The organism is Bacillus salipaludis, assembly GCF_004358205.1.
The window spans coordinates 256,772-274,118 of record NZ_SMYO01000001.1 but is presented as its reverse complement, the minus strand read 5'-3'; the positions used below and the strand labels follow the sequence as shown (position 1 = coordinate 274,118).

Here is a 17,347-nt window from a genome sequence, read left to right as displayed (position 1 = left end):
GTGGGAGTACGGGGTAGGGGAGACCCCGCAGGAGCAAAGTGATGTGGAGGCTCCCCAGACCGCCCACGGAAAGCGAAGTGCCTGGAGCGGAAATCAACAACCATGTTTAACAGAGACAATTGTAAAAATGGTCTAATCTGTTCAATAGAAATATTTATTGGAGGAAGAAAAAATGGATTATAAAGATACGTTATTAATGCCAAAGACTGAATTTCCAATGAGGGGCAATCTTCCGCAAAGGGAGCCAGATATCCAGGCAAAATGGGAAGAAATTGATATTTATGCAAAAGTACATGATCGGACAAAAGGACGTCCAATGTTTGTCCTTCATGATGGACCTCCATATGCAAATGGCGATATCCATATGGGTCATGCTCTGAATAAAATTTTAAAGGATTTTATCGTTCGCTATAAATCATCGAGCGGTTTCCAAGCGCCATATGTACCGGGCTGGGACACACATGGTCTGCCAATCGAACAGGCATTAACCAATAAAGGTGTAAAGCGGAAAGAAATGACCGTTGCGGAATTCAGAAAGCTTTGTACTGAATATGCCTTACAACAAATTGATAACCAACGAACTCAATTCAAACGTCTTGGTGTTCGCGGTGATTGGGAAAACCCTTATATCACTCTGAAACCGGAGTATGAAGCACAGCAAATTAAAGTATTCGGGGAAATGGCGAAAAAAGGTTATATTTATAAAGGCCTAAAGCCTGTTTATTGGTCACCATCCAGTGAGTCAGCTCTTGCTGAGGCAGAGATTGAATACCAAGATAAACGTTCAGCCTCCATTTATGTTGGTTTTAAAGTGAAAGATGGAAAGGGTGTTCTTGATGCCGATACCCAAATTGTCATCTGGACAACAACTCCTTGGACGATTCCTGCAAACTTAGGGATCTCTGTTCACCCTGATTTAACGTATGTAGTTGTAACTGCAAATGGAAATAAATACTTAGTTGCCGAAGCTCTTTTAGAAGCTGTAACAAAGGAAATTGGCTGGGAAGAAACAGCTGTTGTACAAAAACTAAAAGGTTCTGAACTAGAAAATATCATTGCTTCGCATCCGTTGTACGGCCGTGATTCATTAGTTATGTTAGGGGAGCATGTCACAACAGATGCCGGTACTGGCTGTGTCCATACTGCTCCAGGCCATGGGGAAGATGACTTCTATGTTGGTCAAAAATATGGTTTGGAAGTACTTTGTCCAGTGGATGATAAAGGGCATATGACGAATGAAGCACCTGGTTTTGAAGGATTATTTTACGATCAAGCGAATAAACCGATTGCAGAAGCGTTAGAAAAAGAAGGGGCACTGTTAAAGCTTTCATTTATTACACACTCCTATCCACATGATTGGAGAACCAAAAAACCGGTCATTTTCCGAGCTACTGCCCAATGGTTTGCTTCAATTAAAGATTTCCGAAATGAGCTCCTTGAAGCGGTTAAGGAAACCAAATGGGTTCCTGCATGGGGAGAAACTCGTCTATTTAATATGGTGCGTGACCGTGGTGATTGGTGTATTTCCCGCCAGCGTGTCTGGGGTGTACCAATCCCAGTATTCTACGCAGAAAATGGGGAAGAAATCATCACGGATGAAACAATTAATCATGTATCAGACTTATTCCGCCAGTTTGGTTCAAATGTTTGGTTTGAACGTGAAGCGAAAGAGTTGCTTCCTGAAGGATTTACCCATCCGGGCAGCCCGAATGGCACATTTACAAAAGAAACAGATATCATGGACGTTTGGTTTGACTCAGGATCTTCCCATCAGGCTGTCTTACTAGAAAGAGAAGATTTAGTCCGCCCGGCAGACCTTTATCTTGAGGGTTCCGACCAATATCGCGGCTGGTTTAACTCATCACTTTCTACAGCTGTTGCCGTTACAGGAAAAGCTCCATATAAAGGAGTTCTAAGCCATGGTTTCGCACTTGATGGTGAAGGCCGAAAAATGAGTAAATCATTAGGAAATACAGTACTTCCATCGAAGGTTATGAACCAGCTTGGTGCTGATATTTTACGCTTATGGGTAGCTTCTGTTGATTATCAAGCGGATGTCCGTGTATCAGATGCCATTTTGAAACAAGTTGCCGAAGTGTATCGAAAAATCCGTAACACGTTCCGTTTCTTATTAGGAAACTTAGCAGACTTTAACCCAGCTTCTGATAAGGTTGCTTTTGAAAACTTACGAGAAGTGGATCAATTTATGCTTGTCAAATTAAATAAGCTAATTAAAAATGTCCGAAATGCATATGAAAATTATGAGTTTTCCGGTATTTATCACGCAGTAAATAATTTCTGTACACTTGACTTGAGCGCATTCTATTTGGATTTTGCAAAAGATGTCCTATATATTGAGGCAAAAGATAATCATGAACGCCGTGCCATCCAAACTGTTTTGTATGATTCATTGGTTGCTTTAACTAAATTGGTTTCACCGATTCTTTCTCATACAGCGGATGAGGTTTGGAAGTTTATTCCTGATGTTGAGGAGGAGAGTGTTCAATTGACAGATCTTCCTGAATACGTAGATTATGCAAATGCAAAAGATTTAGAGGAAAAATGGTCATCATTTATGAAACTCAGGGATGATGTCTTAAAAGCGCTAGAAGAAGCTAGAAATGAAAAAGTAATTGGAAAATCGTTAACAGCAAAAGTTACTCTGTATGTAAATGAGCAAACAAAAGCTCTTTTAGATTCGATTCAAGAAAGCTTGCAGCAGTTATTTATTGTCTCTGGTTTTGAAGTTGCAGGCTCTATGGAGGATGCACCTGAAAATGCTCTTAAACTTGAAAATGCAGCGATTGTTGTCACCAAAGCGGAAGGTGAGACATGTGAGCGCTGCTGGGTTGTCTCACCAGAGGTCGGCCAGGATTCAGAGCATAAAACACTTTGCCCGCGCTGTGCAGAAGTAGTAAAAGAAAATTATACACATTTAGCCTAAAGATTAAGCCCTGTGTTAACAGGGCTTTTAAATTTTTCCACCTCCGTTAATTGTTGTTTTTGATGTCAAATGTTTATCCGTGTCAGCTTTGGTCAGACGGTGGATAATAATGAAACAATAATGAAAGCGGAGGTAACAACTATGAATGCAATGCAGGAAAAGCTGTTTTTGGAACTCCGTCAAACAAAAGAAGAAATTGAACATTCATTAAAACACAAGAGTAAGCGGGAGTGGATTACCTCTATATTGGAGGAAGAACTTGCTGATATTGATTCTGCTATGGAAAAAATGAAAAGGGGCCAATATGGTCAATGTGAAATTTCAGGTGAATTACTGCCGGACGATTTATTACAGTTAATCCCCACGTTAAAGTCAACAAAAGATTCAGAGTATTTGGTTAGATTTTATAAAAAACCGATAAATTCCTCTTTTTAATCCATCACATTGTCGTTTCGCTATTCATTATGCTAAAATGCTAAGGAAGTAATGTTAAATGTGGAGGTATTTCTTAGTGTTTTATTACTTAATTGCGATTTTTGTTATTGTATTGGATCAAATTACGAAGTGGCTAATTGTAAGTAAAATGCATTTTGGCGAAAGCATCACCATTATAGAAAATTTTCTTTATATTACCTCCCATAGAAATCGAGGAGCTGCATGGGGAATTTTACAAGGACAAATGTGGCTATTTTACGTCATCACCTTGGTGGTCATTATTGCTTTAATTTACTATTTACAAAAAGCAGCAAAAGGTAAATGGCTGCTTGGAGTTTCCCTTTCTTTTATGCTTGGAGGGGCTATTGGGAATTTCATTGACCGGGTGATTCGTAAGGAAGTTGTCGATTTTATTCATACGTTTATTTTTGGTTATAATTTTCCAGTATTTAATATTGCAGATTCAGCATTAGTAATCGGCGTAATTTTATTAATGATTTCGATGCTGCGTGATGAGAGAGAATCAAAGGAGAAATCATATGGAGAAAATGGAACACACCATTCTTGAGGAACAAAAGGGCGACCGCATTGATAAAGTAATTTCTGCCCTTGATGAAGAATGGTCAAGAACACAGGTCCAACAATGGATAAAGGATGGAAATGCCCTCGTTAATGGACAAGTGGTGAAAACAAATTATAAATGTGCAGTAAATGATCTTATCGAGATTACGATTCCAGATCCAGAACCACTCGATGTGATTCCAGAGGAAATGGACTTAGATATTTATTATGAGGATACCGATGTGTTAGTTGTAAATAAGCCGCGAGGAATGGTCGTTCATCCTGCGCCAGGTCATTTAACGGGAACGCTTGTAAATGGCCTAATGGCACATTGCAAGGATTTATCTGGTATTAATGGGGTATTACGTCCTGGAATTGTTCATCGAATTGATAAAGACACCTCAGGTCTTTTAATGGTTGCAAAAAACGATATGGCGCATGAGAGCTTAGTAAATCAATTAGTTGAAAAATCAGTAACCCGTAAATATAAGGCAATTGTGCATGGGGTTATCCCGCATGATTTTGGTACAATTGACGCACCGCTGGGAAGGGATCCAAAGGACCGTCAAAGCATGACTGTGGTGGATGATGGCAAACATGCGGTGACCCATTTTCATGTGCTGGAGCGTTATAACCATTTTACCTTGGTAGAATGTCAATTAGAGACAGGGAGAACCCATCAAATTCGTGTCCATATGAAATACATTGGCTATCCACTTGCGGGAGATCCTAAGTATGGACCGAAGAAAACACTTGAAATTGACGGACAGGCATTACATGCAGGGGTACTGGGTTTTGTTCATCCGCGAACTCAGGAATATCTGGAATTTGAAGCACCGATTCCATCCGATTTTGAAAGGCTGTTAGATCAATTACGAAATAATCGTTGACACGGGAATAAAAAGTATTGTAAGATAACAACAGTTGAATATGACCTTTAAATCAGTCCTGTGAGGCTGAGAAGGTAACGGTTTATGTCTTTAGGGGGTTTTTGCCTAATTTCAGAATTGTCAACCTCTCGCCAAGCACAGCGGGAGGTTTTTTTATGAATAATCAAAAGGCAATTGTTCTTGATGAGCAGGCGATTTCGAGAGCTTTAACACGGATTGCTCATCAAATTATTGAAAAAAATAAAGGTATTGAAGAATGTGTTCTTGTTGGGATTCGGACTAGGGGAATTTATATCGCTGAACGCCTGGCAAAAAAAATTGAAGAGATTGAAGGTAAACCTATTCCTGTAGGAGAACTGGATATTACCTTGTATCGAGATGATTTGACGAAGAAAACGGATAATCAAGAACCACTTGTAAAAGGCTCAGATATTCCTGCGGAAATTACTGATAAAAAAGTTATTCTTGTAGATGATGTATTATATACAGGACGAACGGTAAGAGCAGGGCTAGATGCCATTATGGACTTGGGCCGCCCTTCTGTAATCCAGCTAGCCGTATTAGTAGACCGTGGACATCGAGAACTTCCAATTAGAGCCGATTATGTCGGGAAAAACATTCCGACATCAAGTGTGGAAAAAATCGTGGTTGAATTAGCAGAAATTGACCAAGTTGATCAAGTAAGTATTTATGACAAATAAATAGCACCCTTTTAATAGCAGTCCCGTGAGGCTGACAAAGGGGAAAAACCGGGTATACACTCAATATTCGGTAATTCTATCCTCTTTGTACCATTCCGGGCAAAGAGGTTTTTTTATGAAAAAAAAATCCATGCTAATAAATAAAGAAAAACCCCTTATGAAAACTGGAGGAGAAAAAATGTCAAGCTCACCAATTTTAGACGTAAAAGACGTTCCAAAGCCAGGACAATGGCTGACTTTAAGTCTACAGCATTTATTCGCAATGTTCGGTTCTACAATTCTTGTTCCGTATTTGGTTGGATTAAGTCCAGCGATTGCGCTAATATCGAGCGGACTTGGGACCTTGGCGTTTTTATTAATTACACAATTTAAAGTTCCTGCCTACCTTGGTTCTTCCTTTGCGTTTATCGCCCCGATTATTGCAGCAAAAACAGCAGGCGGTCCAGGGGCAGCAATGGTTGGCACTTTCATGGCAGGGCTTTTATACGGAATTGTCGCACTGATCATTAGCAGGGCCGGTTATCGTTGGATCATGAAACTCCTCCCTCCGGTTGTTGTTGGTCCAGTGATCATTGTAATCGGTTTGGCCATTTCCGGAACGGCTGTTGGAATGGCGATGAATAACCCAGTGACACAAAAATATAGTTTGCTTCATTTCTCAGTGGCTCTTGTGACACTTGCAGCAACCATTATCTTTTCAATCTACTTAAGAGGCATGTTGAGTATCATCCCAATATTAGGCGGAATCGTTATTGGTTATATATATGCATTAATAGTAGGGATTGTCGACTTCAGTCCAGTATTAAAAGCACAATGGTTTGAAGTTCCGGATTTTATCTTCCCGTTTATCAGCTATAAAGTTAAATTCACTTTGGATTTAGTCCTGCTGATGGTTCCGGTTGCCGTAGTGACCTTATCGGAACACATTGGCCATCAGCTGGTCTTAAGCAAAGTAGTTGGACATGATTATATTAAAGATCCTGGTTTACACCGATCAATTCTTGGTGATGGAACAGCGACACTCATTTCATCACTTATTGGAGGGCCGCCAAAGACCACATACGGTGAAAACATTGGAGTCCTTGCGATTACCCGTATCTACAGCGTTTATATCATTGCCGGTGCAGCAGTTTTTGCCATTATCTTTGGGTTTGTAGGTAAAATCTCAGCATTGATTAGCACCATTCCGACACCTGTTATGGGCGGTGTTTCCATCCTGTTATTCGGAATCATTGCTTCTTCAGGATTAAGGATGTTAGTTGATAGTAAAATTGATTTTGGGGATAAAAGAAACTTAGTTATTTCATCTGTTATCCTTGTCATTGGTATTGGCGGGGCATTCATTAAAGTATCTGATACATTCCAAATTCAAGGAATGGCCTTAGCAGCAATTTTCGGTGTTTTACTTAACCTTATTCTTCCTGGAAGACCTCCGGTGAGTGAAAATATGTTTGACGAAGATGAAGTGGAAAATAAGAAGAAAACAGCATAATTGCAAAATCCTTTTAAATGAAGTCCAGAGAGGCTTATAAGGGTGTAGTACAAAAACGATAGGTTAATGTTTGATAGCCTTGTTTTTAGTACAGAGTTTTTACACCCTGACACTAGAAAGTCAGGGTGTTTTTTCGATAAAAGAGAGGCGGGATGAACTTATGTTAACTCACTTATTGACAACAAATGAATTAAAGGTTGAAGAGATTTACCAAATTTTAAGTGATGCGAGGAAGTTTTCAGAAGGGATGAAATGGCAGCCGGCAAAACAGGTTTTTACCGCGAATTTGTTTTTTGAGCCTAGTACAAGAACAAAAAGCAGCTTTGATATGGCTGAAAGAAAGTTAGGCCTCGAAGTAATCCCATTTGAAGTGCTTACTTCAAGTGTCCAAAAAGGTGAGACTCTCTACGATACAGTAAAAACCTTGGAGTCAATTGGTGTAAATGCAATCGTTATTCGGCACCAGCAAGACCGGTACTTTGACGAATTAGTGGGCAAGGTAAATATCCCGATTATCAATGGCGGGGATGGCTGCGGCCATCATCCTACACAATCTCTTTTAGATCTTATGACAATTTATCAAGAGTTTGGCCGTTTTTCCGGTTTAAACATCGCTATTATCGGCGACATCCGTCATAGCCGGGTGGCACGCTCAAATGCGGATGTATTAACGAGACTGGGAGCGGAAGTTATTTTTTCAGGGCCGGAAGAATGGTTTGATAACCAAAGTTTAAGCTTATCGAAGTTTAGGCCCATTGATCAGGCCATTAAGGAAGCGGATGTAGTCATGCTTCTTCGTGTGCAGCATGAAAGGCACCAGCAAAAAGGAAGCTTTACAGCGCATGATTACCATAAACAATATGGTCTTACAATAGAAAGAGAAAAGTTAATGAAGCCGGAAGCCATTATCATGCATCCAGCCCCTGTCAATCGAAATGTTGAAATTGCTGACAGCCTAGTTGAGTGCAAGCGTTCGAGAATTTTTAAACAAATGGAAAACGGTGTATATGTCAGAATGGCTGCTTTAAAAAGAGCTCTAGAAAATCTTGAAGGAGGAAATAACAATGAAACTGCTTATTCAAAACGCTTATTACACAGCATCTAATGGAGAAAAAATTCAATCAGATATATTAATAGAAAATGGTGTGATTACTAAAATTGAGGAGAATATTACAGCGGCTGTTGATCGTAAAATTGATGCAGCAGGATTGCTTGTTACTCCTGGATTTATCGATTTGCATGTCCATCTTCGTGAGCCTGGTGGAGAAAAGAAGGAAACCATTGCAACGGGGACATTAGCTGCTGCTAAGGGCGGATTTACAACCATCGCAGCTATGCCGAATACGAGACCGGTTCCTGATTCCAAAGAACAAATGGAGTGGATGCAACAAAGGATCAAGGAAACAGCAAGTGTCCGCGTTTTACCGTATGCTTCAATCACAACCAGACAGCTTGGGCAAGAATTGACCGACTTTGCGGCACTTAAAGAGGCAGGAGCATTTGCCTTTACAGATGATGGTGTAGGGGTGCAATCTGCTGATATGATGCTGCAAGCGATGAAAAAGGCAGCAGAAGTGGATATGGCGATTGTTGCGCACTGTGAGGAAAACACGTTGATTCATAAAGGCAGTGTCCATGAAGGAGAATTTTCAAAAAATAATGGTTTAAATGGAATTCCATCAGTTTGTGAATCGGTTCAAATTGCAAGAGACGTCCTACTTGCTGAAGCGGCAAACTGCCATTATCATGTCTGCCATATTAGTACCAAGGAATCTGTCCGGGTAGTAAGAGATGCGAAAAGAGCAGGAATTCAGGTTACTGCGGAAGTAACCCCGCACCATTTATTACTTTCTCAAGATGATATTCCTGGACTTGATGCAAACTATAAGATGAATCCGCCGCTAAGGGATGCCAGCGACCGTGAAGCGCTCATTGAGGGTCTTTTAGACGGAACAATCGATTTTATTGCAACAGACCATGCACCACATACTGCAGAGGAGAAAAGCGAAGGGATGGTCGCAGCACCATTTGGAATTGTCGGCTTAGAAACGGCTTTCCCGCTACTTTATACAAACTTAGTATTAAAGAATATCATTACGCTTGAGCAATTAATTGAGTTTTTAACAAAGAAACCGGCAGAAGCATTTGGCCTGCCATATGGGAAAATCGAGGTTGGGGCACCGGCAGATCTTGTCCTATTGAACCTAACAGAAGAACAAAATATAAACCCAGAGGAATTTTTATCAAAGGGAAAAAACACCCCGTTTGGAGGCTGGGCATGTAAGGGCTGGCCGATCATGACAATCGCAGAAGGAAATATAGTTTGGGAAAAAGGATGTGTTACAGCATGAAGAGACAGTTGGTTTTAGAGGATGGAACGATTTTTATCGGTGAAGGTTTTGGCAGTGATAGCGAAACGGTTGGAGAGGTAGTATTTAATACTGGAATGACCGGATACCAAGAAATTCTATCCGACCCGTCCTATTGCGGACAAATCGTTACATTGACATACCCTTTAATTGGAAACTATGGGATTAACCGTGATGATTTTGAAACAATTAATCCGGCAATAAAAGGATTTATCGTAAAAGAAGTATGTGATTTTCCTTCAAACTGGAGAAGTGAATTTACTCTTGATGAGTATTTCCAAATGAAAAAAATTCCTGGTATTGCCGGGATTGATACACGTAAATTAACAAGAATTATCCGTCAGTACGGAACCTTAAAAGGAGCTATCTGCAGTATTGAAAAAGATGCAAATGAAGTAATTGAATCATTACGCAGCAAAACACTTCCAATCGATCAGGTAAGACAGGTTTCTACGAAAAATCCGTATCCAAGCCCAGGACGTGGAAAAAGAGTGGTTCTTGTAGATTTTGGAATGAAACACGGCATTTTACGAGAATTAAATAAGCGTGACTGCGATGTAGTTGTCGTGCCATACCATACAACTGCTGAAGAAATCCTTCAACTGCGTCCGGATGGAATCATGCTTTCGAACGGACCTGGAGACCCAAAAGATGTTCCAGAAGCAATTGATATGCTAAAAGGAGTATTAGGGAAGGTTCCTCTATTTGGAATTTGCCTGGGTCATCAATTATTTGCTCTTGCTTGCGGGGCAGACACAGTAAAAATGAAGTTCGGCCACCGCGGATCCAATCATCCGGTAAAAGACCTTGCTACTGGAAAAATCGCGATTACATCACAAAACCATGGCTATACTGTCGAAGCAGATTCTGTTAAAAATACAAAATTAGCAGTTACGCATGTTGCGTTAAATGATGGGACAGTTGAAGGTTTAAAGCATCTGGAATATCCTGCATTTACCGTTCAATACCATCCTGAAGCCTCACCAGGACCGGAAGATGCAAATGGATTATTTGAACATTTTATTGCGCTTATGGAAGAGAACAAACAGGAGGTAACAGCACATGTCTAAACGTACAGATATTAACTCCATTTTAGTAATCGGATCAGGCCCAATTGTAATCGGCCAGGCTGCGGAATTTGATTATGCAGGCGCACAGGCTTGTATCGCTCTTAAAGAGGAAGGCTACCGTGTTATCCTTGTCAATTCAAATCCTGCTACGATTATGACAGATACAGAGATGGCTGATGCTGTCTACATCGAACCTCTGACAGTAGAATTTGTCAGCCGCATTATTCGCAAGGAACGCCCTGATGCTCTATTAGCAACTCTTGGAGGGCAAACAGGTCTTAATCTTGCCGTTGAATTATCAAAATCAGGCGTTTTGGAAGAGTGTGGCGTAGAAATTCTCGGTACAAAGTTATCGGCGATTAACCGAGCTGAGGACCGTGAATTATTCCGGAATTTAATGAACGAATTAAACGAGCCTGTTCCTGATAGTGAAATTGTCCATGAATTGGCTGAGGCACAGGCCTTTGTTGAAAAAATTGGTTTCCCTGTAATTGTTCGTCCAGCCTTTACGCTTGGAGGAACAGGCGGTGGGATTTGTCATAATCCTGAAGAATTAGAGGAAATTATTACAAGCGGTTTGAAGAACAGCCCGGTTCATCAATGTTTACTTGAGAAAAGTATTGCCGGTTATAAAGAGATTGAATATGAAGTCATGCGTGATGCAAATGATAATGCCATTGTGGTATGTAATATGGAAAACATCGACCCGGTGGGAGTACATACGGGCGATTCAATTGTAGTAGCACCAAGTCAAACCTTAAGTGATCGTGAATATCAACTGTTACGTAATGTTTCATTAAAGATTATCCGTGCGCTTGGAATTGAAGGTGGTTGTAACGTCCAGCTTGCCTTAGATCCATACAGCTTTCATTACTATATCATTGAAGTAAATCCAAGGGTCAGTCGTTCTTCCGCACTTGCATCAAAAGCGACAGGATATCCAATTGCTAAACTGGCAGCAAAAATTGCTGTAGGTTTAACACTTGATGAAATGTTAAACCCGGTAACAGGAAAAACCTACGCAAGCTTTGAACCGGCACTTGATTATGTCGTGACAAAAATCCCAAGATGGCCGTTTGATAAGTTTGAATCCGGAAACCGTTCACTTGGAACACAAATGAAAGCAACGGGCGAGGTCATGGCAATCGGGCGTACATTTGAAGAGTCTCTGTTAAAAGCAATCCGTTCTTTAGAAGCTGGAGTGTATCATTTTGAACTAAATGGTGCAGCAGATATTGATGATGAATTAATTGAAAAGCGGATTCGTAAAGCAGGGGATGAGCGTCTCTTTTACATCGCTGAAGGTTTAAAACGAGGTTTAACGATTGAAACGATTCATCAATGGAGTAAAATTGATTTGTTTTTCCTTAAGAAGTTGGAAGGAATTATTCAGCTTGAAGCTAAACTCTCTGAAAATCCTTTTGATAAGGATCTGCTCCTTTTGGCAAAACAAAAAGGATTTACTGATGAAAAGATTGCAGAGCTTTGGAACAGTACGGAAAAAGATATTTACAAATTGCGAAAAGATACCGGACTTGTCCCAGTTTATAAAATGGTCGATACATGTGCATCGGAGTTCGAATCGGAAACACCGTATTATTATGGGACATACGAAGAGGAGAACGAATCTGTTGTAACGGGCAGAAAAAGCGTTGTTGTATTAGGTTCAGGTCCAATCCGGATTGGTCAGGGGATTGAATTTGATTATGCCACTGTCCATTCTGTTAAGGCGATTAAAGAGGCCGGCTATGAAGCAATTATTATTAACAATAACCCGGAAACTGTTTCAACTGATTTCAGTATCTCAGATAAGCTTTACTTTGAACCACTTACAATCGAAGATGTAATGAGCATTATTGATTTGGAAAACCCAATCGGAGTTGTCGTACAATTCGGCGGACAAACTGCCATTAACCTTGCTTCAAAGCTTGAAGATCATGGGGTGAAAATCTTAGGAACAGGCTTAGCGGACCTTGACCGTGCTGAAGACCGGGATAAATTTGAACAGGCGCTTGTCGCACTAAACATTCCTATGCCGCTTGGTAAAACAGCATTATCAGTAGAGGAAGCACTTGTGATTGCAGAAGAGATTGGGTATCCAGTTCTTGTCCGTCCATCTTATGTCCTTGGCGGCCGGGCAATGGAAATCGTCTACCGTAAAGAAGAACTTCTACATTATATGAAAAATGCAGTGAAAATTAATCCAGAGCATCCAGTCTTAATTGACCGTTATTTGACCGGTAAAGAGATTGAAGTAGATGCAATCTGTGACGGTGAAAATGTATTAATCCCAGGAATCATGGAACATATTGAACGTGCCGGAGTCCATTCAGGAGACTCAATTGCTGTATATCCGCCTCAAACTCTTTCTGAAGAGTGTAAACAGACTCTCGCTGAATATACAGTAAAACTGGCTAAGGGATTAAATATAATCGGCTTACTAAACATTCAATATGTGTTAGCAGGTAATCAAGTTTTTGTACTTGAAGTAAACCCGCGCTCAAGCCGTACAGTACCATTTTTAAGTAAAATAACCAATGTGCCAATGGCGAAAATTGCGACGAAAGCGATTTTAGGTACATCCATCATTGAACAGGGTTATACACCTGGGCTTGTTTCGGAAAAAGAAGGCGTATTTGTAAAGGTTCCAGTCTTCTCGTTTGCAAAATTAAAGGATGTCGATATTACCTTAGGGCCTGAAATGAAATCAACTGGTGAGGTAATGGGTAAGGATGTAACGTTAGAAAAAGCTCTTTATAAAGGATTAGTTGCATCAGGAATGAACATTCAAAAGTTTGGTACGGTATTATTTACGATTGCTGATAAAGATAAGCAGGAAGCACTGCAGCTTGCGAGACGTTTCTCCACTATTGGATACCGCCTTATGGCAACAAGCGGAACCGCATCTGTACTGGAAGCAGCAGGCCTGCCGGTTAAAGTAGTTGGTAAAATCGGTTCGGAAGGAAAAACCTTGTTAGATGTCATTCATCATGGAGAAGCACAATTCATCATTAATACATTAACAAAAGGAAAACAACCTGAACGCGATGGCTTCAGAATCCGCCGTGAAGCTGTTGAAAATGGTGTTCCATGTTTAACTTCATTGGATACTGCTGATGCAATTCTAAAGGTAATTGAGTCGATGAACTTCTCTACAGAAGCGATGACAAGCGAGAAAAAAAGAGAGGCGGTTTTTGCATGATCCGTAAAGAGGTATGCAAAATCATCAGCCAAGAGGAAATTGCTCAGGATATTTATGAGCTGACAGTCGCAGCTGATTTTGTAAAGGATATACGTTCACCAGGGCAGTTTGTCCATATTCGCGTTACCAGCAGCTGGGATCCACTTTTACGTCGACCGATTAGTATTTCATCCTACGATGATGAAAAGTTTACGATGATCTATCGAAAAGAAGGTCATGGAACTGGGATGCTTGCAGAAATGAAAGCAGGTATGGAACTTGATATTCTAGGACCACTGGGAAATGGTTTTCCAGTTGAAGAAGCTGCAGTTGGCGAAACAGCATTGCTTGTTGGTGGAGGCATTGGGGTGCCTCCGCTCTACGAGCTATCCAATCAATTGCGGAAAAAAGGGGTCAAGGTCATTCATGTCCTCGGCTTTCAAACAAAATCTGCTGTATTTTATGAAGAAAAGTTTGCGGAAAATGGGGCAACCCATATAGCTACTGCAGACGGATCTTATGGTTATAAAGGATTTGTAACCGATGTAATGAGAGATTTGAACTTTGATTTAATTTATACATGCGGTCCAACACCAATGCTAAGAGCCATTGAACAGAGCCATTCTGATAAGAAACTATTTTTATCGTTAGAGGAACGGATGGGCTGCGGTGTAGGAGCATGCTTTGCCTGTGTGTGTAAAACGGTGGAGGGTTCAAGCACTTCATATAAGAAGGTATGCAGTGATGGACCTGTATTTCGTGCCGGGGAGGTTTTAATATGAGCCGTTTAAATATCAATCTGCCTGGTTTAAACTTGAAAAATCCGGTTATGCCTGCCTCAGGTTGTTTTGGATTTGGCCGAGAATATAGCAAGTTTTATGATTTAAGTCTTCTTGGAGCAATTATGATAAAAGCAACGACAGTCGAGCCAAGGTTTGGAAATCCGACACCAAGGGTTGCGGAAACGACTTCAGGGATGTTAAATGCCATTGGATTGCAAAATCCGGGATTAGAAAAGGTCGTTTCGGAAGAACTGCCATGGCTCGCGCAGTATGATGTTCCGATTATCGCGAATGTAGCGGGTTCCCTTGAGGAAGATTATATAGCTGTTGCCAAGGAAATTTCAAAGGCTCCGAACGTTCATGCCCTTGAACTCAATATTTCTTGTCCAAATGTAAAAACGGGTGGAATCGCCTTTGGGACGATTCCCGAGGTGGCAAAACAGTTAACACGGAAAGTGAAGGAAGTTTCCGAAGTACCAGTTTATGTAAAGCTTTCACCGAATGTTACTAATATAGTGGAGATGGCTAAAGCAGTTGAAGATGGCGGTGCTGACGGATTAACAATGATTAACACCCTAGTTGGAATGAGACTCGATTTAAAAACAGGCAAGCCGGTTTTAGCGAATCGGACAGGCGGCCTCTCCGGTCCAGCAGTTAAACCCGTTGCAATTAGAATGATCTATGAAGTTAGTCAAGCAGTTAACATTCCGATTATCGGCATGGGCGGCATTACCTCTGCAGAAGATGTGATTGAATTTTTTTATGCCGGGGCAAGCGCTGTAGCCGTAGGTACAGCCAATTTCGTTGACCCATTTGTTTGTCCGGCAATTATTGAGGAATTACCTGTTTTATTAGATAAATTAGGATATGAACACATTAGTGAATGTCGCGGAAGGAGCTGGAAGCAGCATGAACAACTCGCTTATCATCGCGCTTGATTTTGCTAATGGTAACGAAGTAAAACAATTTTTACAACCATTTGCTGGAAAAGAACTTTTTGTGAAGGTGGGCATGGAGCTATACTACCAGGAAGGCCCTTCAATTATTCATTTGTTAAAGGAAGCTGGGCATCAGATTTTTTTAGATTTAAAGCTTCATGATATTCCAAATACGGTAAAGAGTGCAATGCGAGGTTTGGCTAAACTGGAATGTGATCTTGTGAATGTACATGCTGCTGGTGGCAGGGAAATGATGCAGGCCGCATTAGAAGGTTTAGAAGCTGGCACCTCTGCTGGCCGCAAGCGTCCTGACTGTATAGCGGTGACACAATTGACAAGTACTTCTGAGGAGCAAATGAATCGCGAGCAGTTGATTCCTGGATCCTTGATGGATTCCGTTCTTCATTATGCGTCGTTGACAAAGGAAGCGGGTTTAGATGGTGTCGTTTGCTCGGCATGGGAAGCGGGAGCAATCAGGGAAAAACTCGGCCCTGATTTTTACACAGTAACTCCTGGGATTCGAATGGTTTCCGATCATATCGGCGATCAAAAGCGCGTAGCTACTCCGGAATTTGCAAGAAATACGGGGGTTACTTCCATTGTCGTTGGGCGCTCAATTACTAGGTCAGCAGACCCATTAAAAAGTTATGAACAATGGATGGAAGCATGGAAGGGAGTAACAATATGAAACACTCGATTGCTGAAAAACTTTTAGGAATTAATGCAGTAGCGTTAAAACCGAATGAACCATTTACTTGGACTTCAGGGCTTCGTTCCCCGATTTATTGTGATAATCGTTTGACTTTATCCTATCCGGAAGTAAGAAGAGCGATTGCTAATGGGTTGCGTCAACTAATTGTTGAGAAATTCCCGGAAGCAGAAATTATCGCCGGCACGGCAACTGCCGGTATTCCGCATGCTGCCTGGGTAAGTGAATTGATGGATTTACCGATGTGTTATGTCCGTTCAAAGCCAAAGGGTCATGGAAAAGGAAACCAAATCGAAGGGAAAGCGGAACAAGGACAAAAGGTTGTTGTGGTTGAGGATTTAATTTCAACCGGAGGCAGTGTCATTACGGCTGTTCAGGCATTAAGAGAAGCGGGCTGCGACGTGCTTGGTGCTGTTTCGATTTTCACATATGGACTTGATAAGGGAAAAGAGGCATTTGAGCAAGAAGGAATTGCTGCTGTTTCCCTAACGGATTTTGCTACATTAGTTGAATCAGCAATTGAAAAAGGCTATATTAGTGAAAATGATAAAGATAGTCTTTTAACATGGAGCAAGAATCCTGCTGAATGGAGTAAGCGGTTCGAATAATAAATGAAAAGACCCCGGGGGACAGGGGTCTTAGGTTGTCGAGAAAGGGTATTTTCTCGGCAATTTTTTACTTTGTCAAATCTAAATAACAATTTTATTGGTTGTCCTAACAAAAGGGCCTGTTGATTTCCACTTCGGTCACTCGCTTTCCGCGGGGAAGTCCTGGAGCCTCCTCGGCGCTTGCGCCTGTGGGGTCTCCAGTGACCTCTCTATCCCGCAGGAGTCGAGTGCCCTCCGCTCCAATCAACAGGGGGGTAAATCAATTGTTTAGATCTTCAAAATATTGGCCAGTCTCTACCTCTACTTCTTTGCATATTTATGTTAATTTTGTGCCTGCGTTTAAATGGGGTGAAACTGTAAATAAAACACGTCCCCTAACCATATTGTTTATATTGAACGTATCCTAAAAAGATACCTAATATACATCATCTTAAAAGTAAAAGCAGATTAGTTGGGCTGCCACATTACAATAAGTATGAACTTTTTTAAGAAGAAACAAAAAATCAATAATATTGCAATCAAGTCTAGAACGTAGTCATTGGAACTAATTTATTAATAGAAACAAATTCATATTCACTTTGAGGAACCTCTTTTGGCTTAAACATTAAATTCACCACTTATTTCAAATAGTTAAGGATTTGAAATAAGTGGTGAATGCACCTGTTTA

The 17,347-nt window shown here is 40.9% G+C and carries 14 protein-coding genes; all 14 read left to right on the top strand.

Annotated features, from left to right (window positions below; translation table 11 throughout):
- The first annotated feature begins 172 nt into the window (after positions 1 to 172).
- Positions 173 to 2,944 carry an isoleucine--tRNA ligase gene (ileS, locus tag E2K98_RS01240; protein WP_133332502.1) on the top strand — a complete coding sequence of 924 codons (2,772 nt, stop codon included), beginning with the start codon at positions 173 to 175 and terminating at the stop codon, positions 2,942 to 2,944.
- Between the two features lie 141 nt (positions 2,945 to 3,085).
- Positions 3,086 to 3,379, top strand: a complete 294-nt coding sequence (locus E2K98_RS01235) for a hypothetical protein (RefSeq protein WP_133332501.1) — start codon at positions 3,086 to 3,088, stop codon at positions 3,377 to 3,379.
- Between the two features lie 76 nt (positions 3,380 to 3,455).
- Positions 3,456 to 3,947 (top strand): signal peptidase II, encoded by a 492-nt coding sequence (gene lspA, locus E2K98_RS01230; RefSeq protein ID WP_026574815.1) that lies wholly within the window; start codon positions 3,456 to 3,458, stop codon positions 3,945 to 3,947.
- Positions 3,919 to 4,830, top strand: a complete 912-nt coding sequence (locus E2K98_RS01225; protein WP_133332500.1) for an RluA family pseudouridine synthase — start codon at positions 3,919 to 3,921, stop codon at positions 4,828 to 4,830. Before lspA ends, E2K98_RS01225 begins: the two co-directional genes overlap by 29 nt.
- 155 nt (positions 4,831 to 4,985) lie before the next feature.
- On the top strand, positions 4,986 to 5,531 hold the full coding sequence (gene pyrR, locus E2K98_RS01220) for a bifunctional pyr operon transcriptional regulator/uracil phosphoribosyltransferase PyrR (protein WP_133332499.1): 546 nt from the start codon (positions 4,986 to 4,988) through the stop codon (positions 5,529 to 5,531).
- A gap of 178 nt (positions 5,532 to 5,709) precedes the next feature.
- Entirely contained in the window at positions 5,710 to 7,023 is a 1,314-nt protein-coding gene (locus E2K98_RS01215; protein WP_133332498.1) for a solute carrier family 23 protein, read from the top strand.
- Positions 7,024 to 7,183: 160 nt separating this feature from the next.
- The gene (locus E2K98_RS01210) at positions 7,184 to 8,128 is read left to right on the top strand and encodes an aspartate carbamoyltransferase catalytic subunit (protein WP_133332497.1); all 945 of its coding nucleotides are present in this window, start codon (positions 7,184 to 7,186) and stop codon (positions 8,126 to 8,128) included.
- Positions 8,088 to 9,374 carry a dihydroorotase gene (locus E2K98_RS01205; protein ID WP_133332496.1) on the top strand — a complete coding sequence of 429 codons (1,287 nt, stop codon included), beginning with the start codon at positions 8,088 to 8,090 and terminating at the stop codon, positions 9,372 to 9,374. Before E2K98_RS01210 ends, E2K98_RS01205 begins: the two co-directional genes overlap by 41 nt.
- Positions 9,371 to 10,462 carry a carbamoyl phosphate synthase small subunit gene (locus E2K98_RS01200; protein ID WP_133332495.1) on the top strand — a complete coding sequence of 364 codons (1,092 nt, stop codon included), beginning with the start codon at positions 9,371 to 9,373 and terminating at the stop codon, positions 10,460 to 10,462. Before E2K98_RS01205 ends, E2K98_RS01200 begins: the two co-directional genes overlap by 4 nt.
- Positions 10,455 to 13,664, top strand: a complete 3,210-nt coding sequence (carB, locus tag E2K98_RS01195) for a carbamoyl-phosphate synthase large subunit (protein WP_133332494.1) — start codon at positions 10,455 to 10,457, stop codon at positions 13,662 to 13,664. Before E2K98_RS01200 ends, carB begins: the two co-directional genes overlap by 8 nt.
- Positions 13,661 to 14,425, top strand: a complete 765-nt coding sequence (locus E2K98_RS01190; protein WP_133332493.1) for a dihydroorotate dehydrogenase electron transfer subunit — start codon at positions 13,661 to 13,663, stop codon at positions 14,423 to 14,425. Before carB ends, E2K98_RS01190 begins: the two co-directional genes overlap by 4 nt.
- Entirely contained in the window at positions 14,422 to 15,363 is a 942-nt protein-coding gene (locus E2K98_RS01185) for a dihydroorotate dehydrogenase (protein ID WP_133332492.1), read from the top strand. The genes E2K98_RS01190 and E2K98_RS01185 overlap by 4 nt, the downstream gene beginning before the upstream one ends.
- Positions 15,335 to 16,051, top strand: a complete 717-nt coding sequence (pyrF, locus tag E2K98_RS01180; RefSeq protein ID WP_133332491.1) for an orotidine-5'-phosphate decarboxylase — start codon at positions 15,335 to 15,337, stop codon at positions 16,049 to 16,051. The genes E2K98_RS01185 and pyrF overlap by 29 nt, the downstream gene beginning before the upstream one ends.
- A complete protein-coding gene (gene pyrE / locus E2K98_RS01175) occupies positions 16,048 to 16,680 on the top strand; it encodes an orotate phosphoribosyltransferase (protein WP_133332490.1) in 633 nt (210 codons plus the stop codon). Before pyrF ends, pyrE begins: the two co-directional genes overlap by 4 nt.
- Positions 16,681 to 17,347 lie beyond the last annotated feature (667 nt).

Bases quoted from the DNA above. Each gene is read 5' to 3' on its own strand.
- ileS (WP_133332502.1), top strand. From the start codon at position 173: ATGGATTATAAAGATACGTTATTAATGCCAAAGACTGAATTTCCAATG.
- E2K98_RS01200 (WP_133332495.1), top strand. From the start codon at position 9,371: ATGAAGAGACAGTTGGTTTTAGAGGATGGAACGATTTTTATCGGTGAA.
- E2K98_RS01235 (WP_133332501.1), top strand. From the start codon at position 3,086: ATGAATGCAATGCAGGAAAAGCTGTTTTTGGAACTCCGTCAAACAAAA.
- E2K98_RS01185 (WP_133332492.1), top strand. From the start codon at position 14,422: ATGAGCCGTTTAAATATCAATCTGCCTGGTTTAAACTTGAAAAATCCG.
- E2K98_RS01215 (WP_133332498.1), top strand. From the start codon at position 5,710: ATGTCAAGCTCACCAATTTTAGACGTAAAAGACGTTCCAAAGCCAGGA.
- carB (WP_133332494.1), top strand. From the start codon at position 10,455: ATGTCTAAACGTACAGATATTAACTCCATTTTAGTAATCGGATCAGGC.
- pyrF (WP_133332491.1), top strand. From the start codon at position 15,335: ATGAACAACTCGCTTATCATCGCGCTTGATTTTGCTAATGGTAACGAA.
- E2K98_RS01210 (WP_133332497.1), top strand. From the start codon at position 7,184: ATGTTAACTCACTTATTGACAACAAATGAATTAAAGGTTGAAGAGATT.
- pyrE (WP_133332490.1), top strand. From the start codon at position 16,048: ATGAAACACTCGATTGCTGAAAAACTTTTAGGAATTAATGCAGTAGCG.
- pyrR (WP_133332499.1), top strand. From the start codon at position 4,986: ATGAATAATCAAAAGGCAATTGTTCTTGATGAGCAGGCGATTTCGAGA.
- E2K98_RS01190 (WP_133332493.1), top strand. From the start codon at position 13,661: ATGATCCGTAAAGAGGTATGCAAAATCATCAGCCAAGAGGAAATTGCT.
- E2K98_RS01225 (WP_133332500.1), top strand. From the start codon at position 3,919: ATGGAGAAAATGGAACACACCATTCTTGAGGAACAAAAGGGCGACCGC.
- E2K98_RS01205 (WP_133332496.1), top strand. From the start codon at position 8,088: ATGAAACTGCTTATTCAAAACGCTTATTACACAGCATCTAATGGAGAA.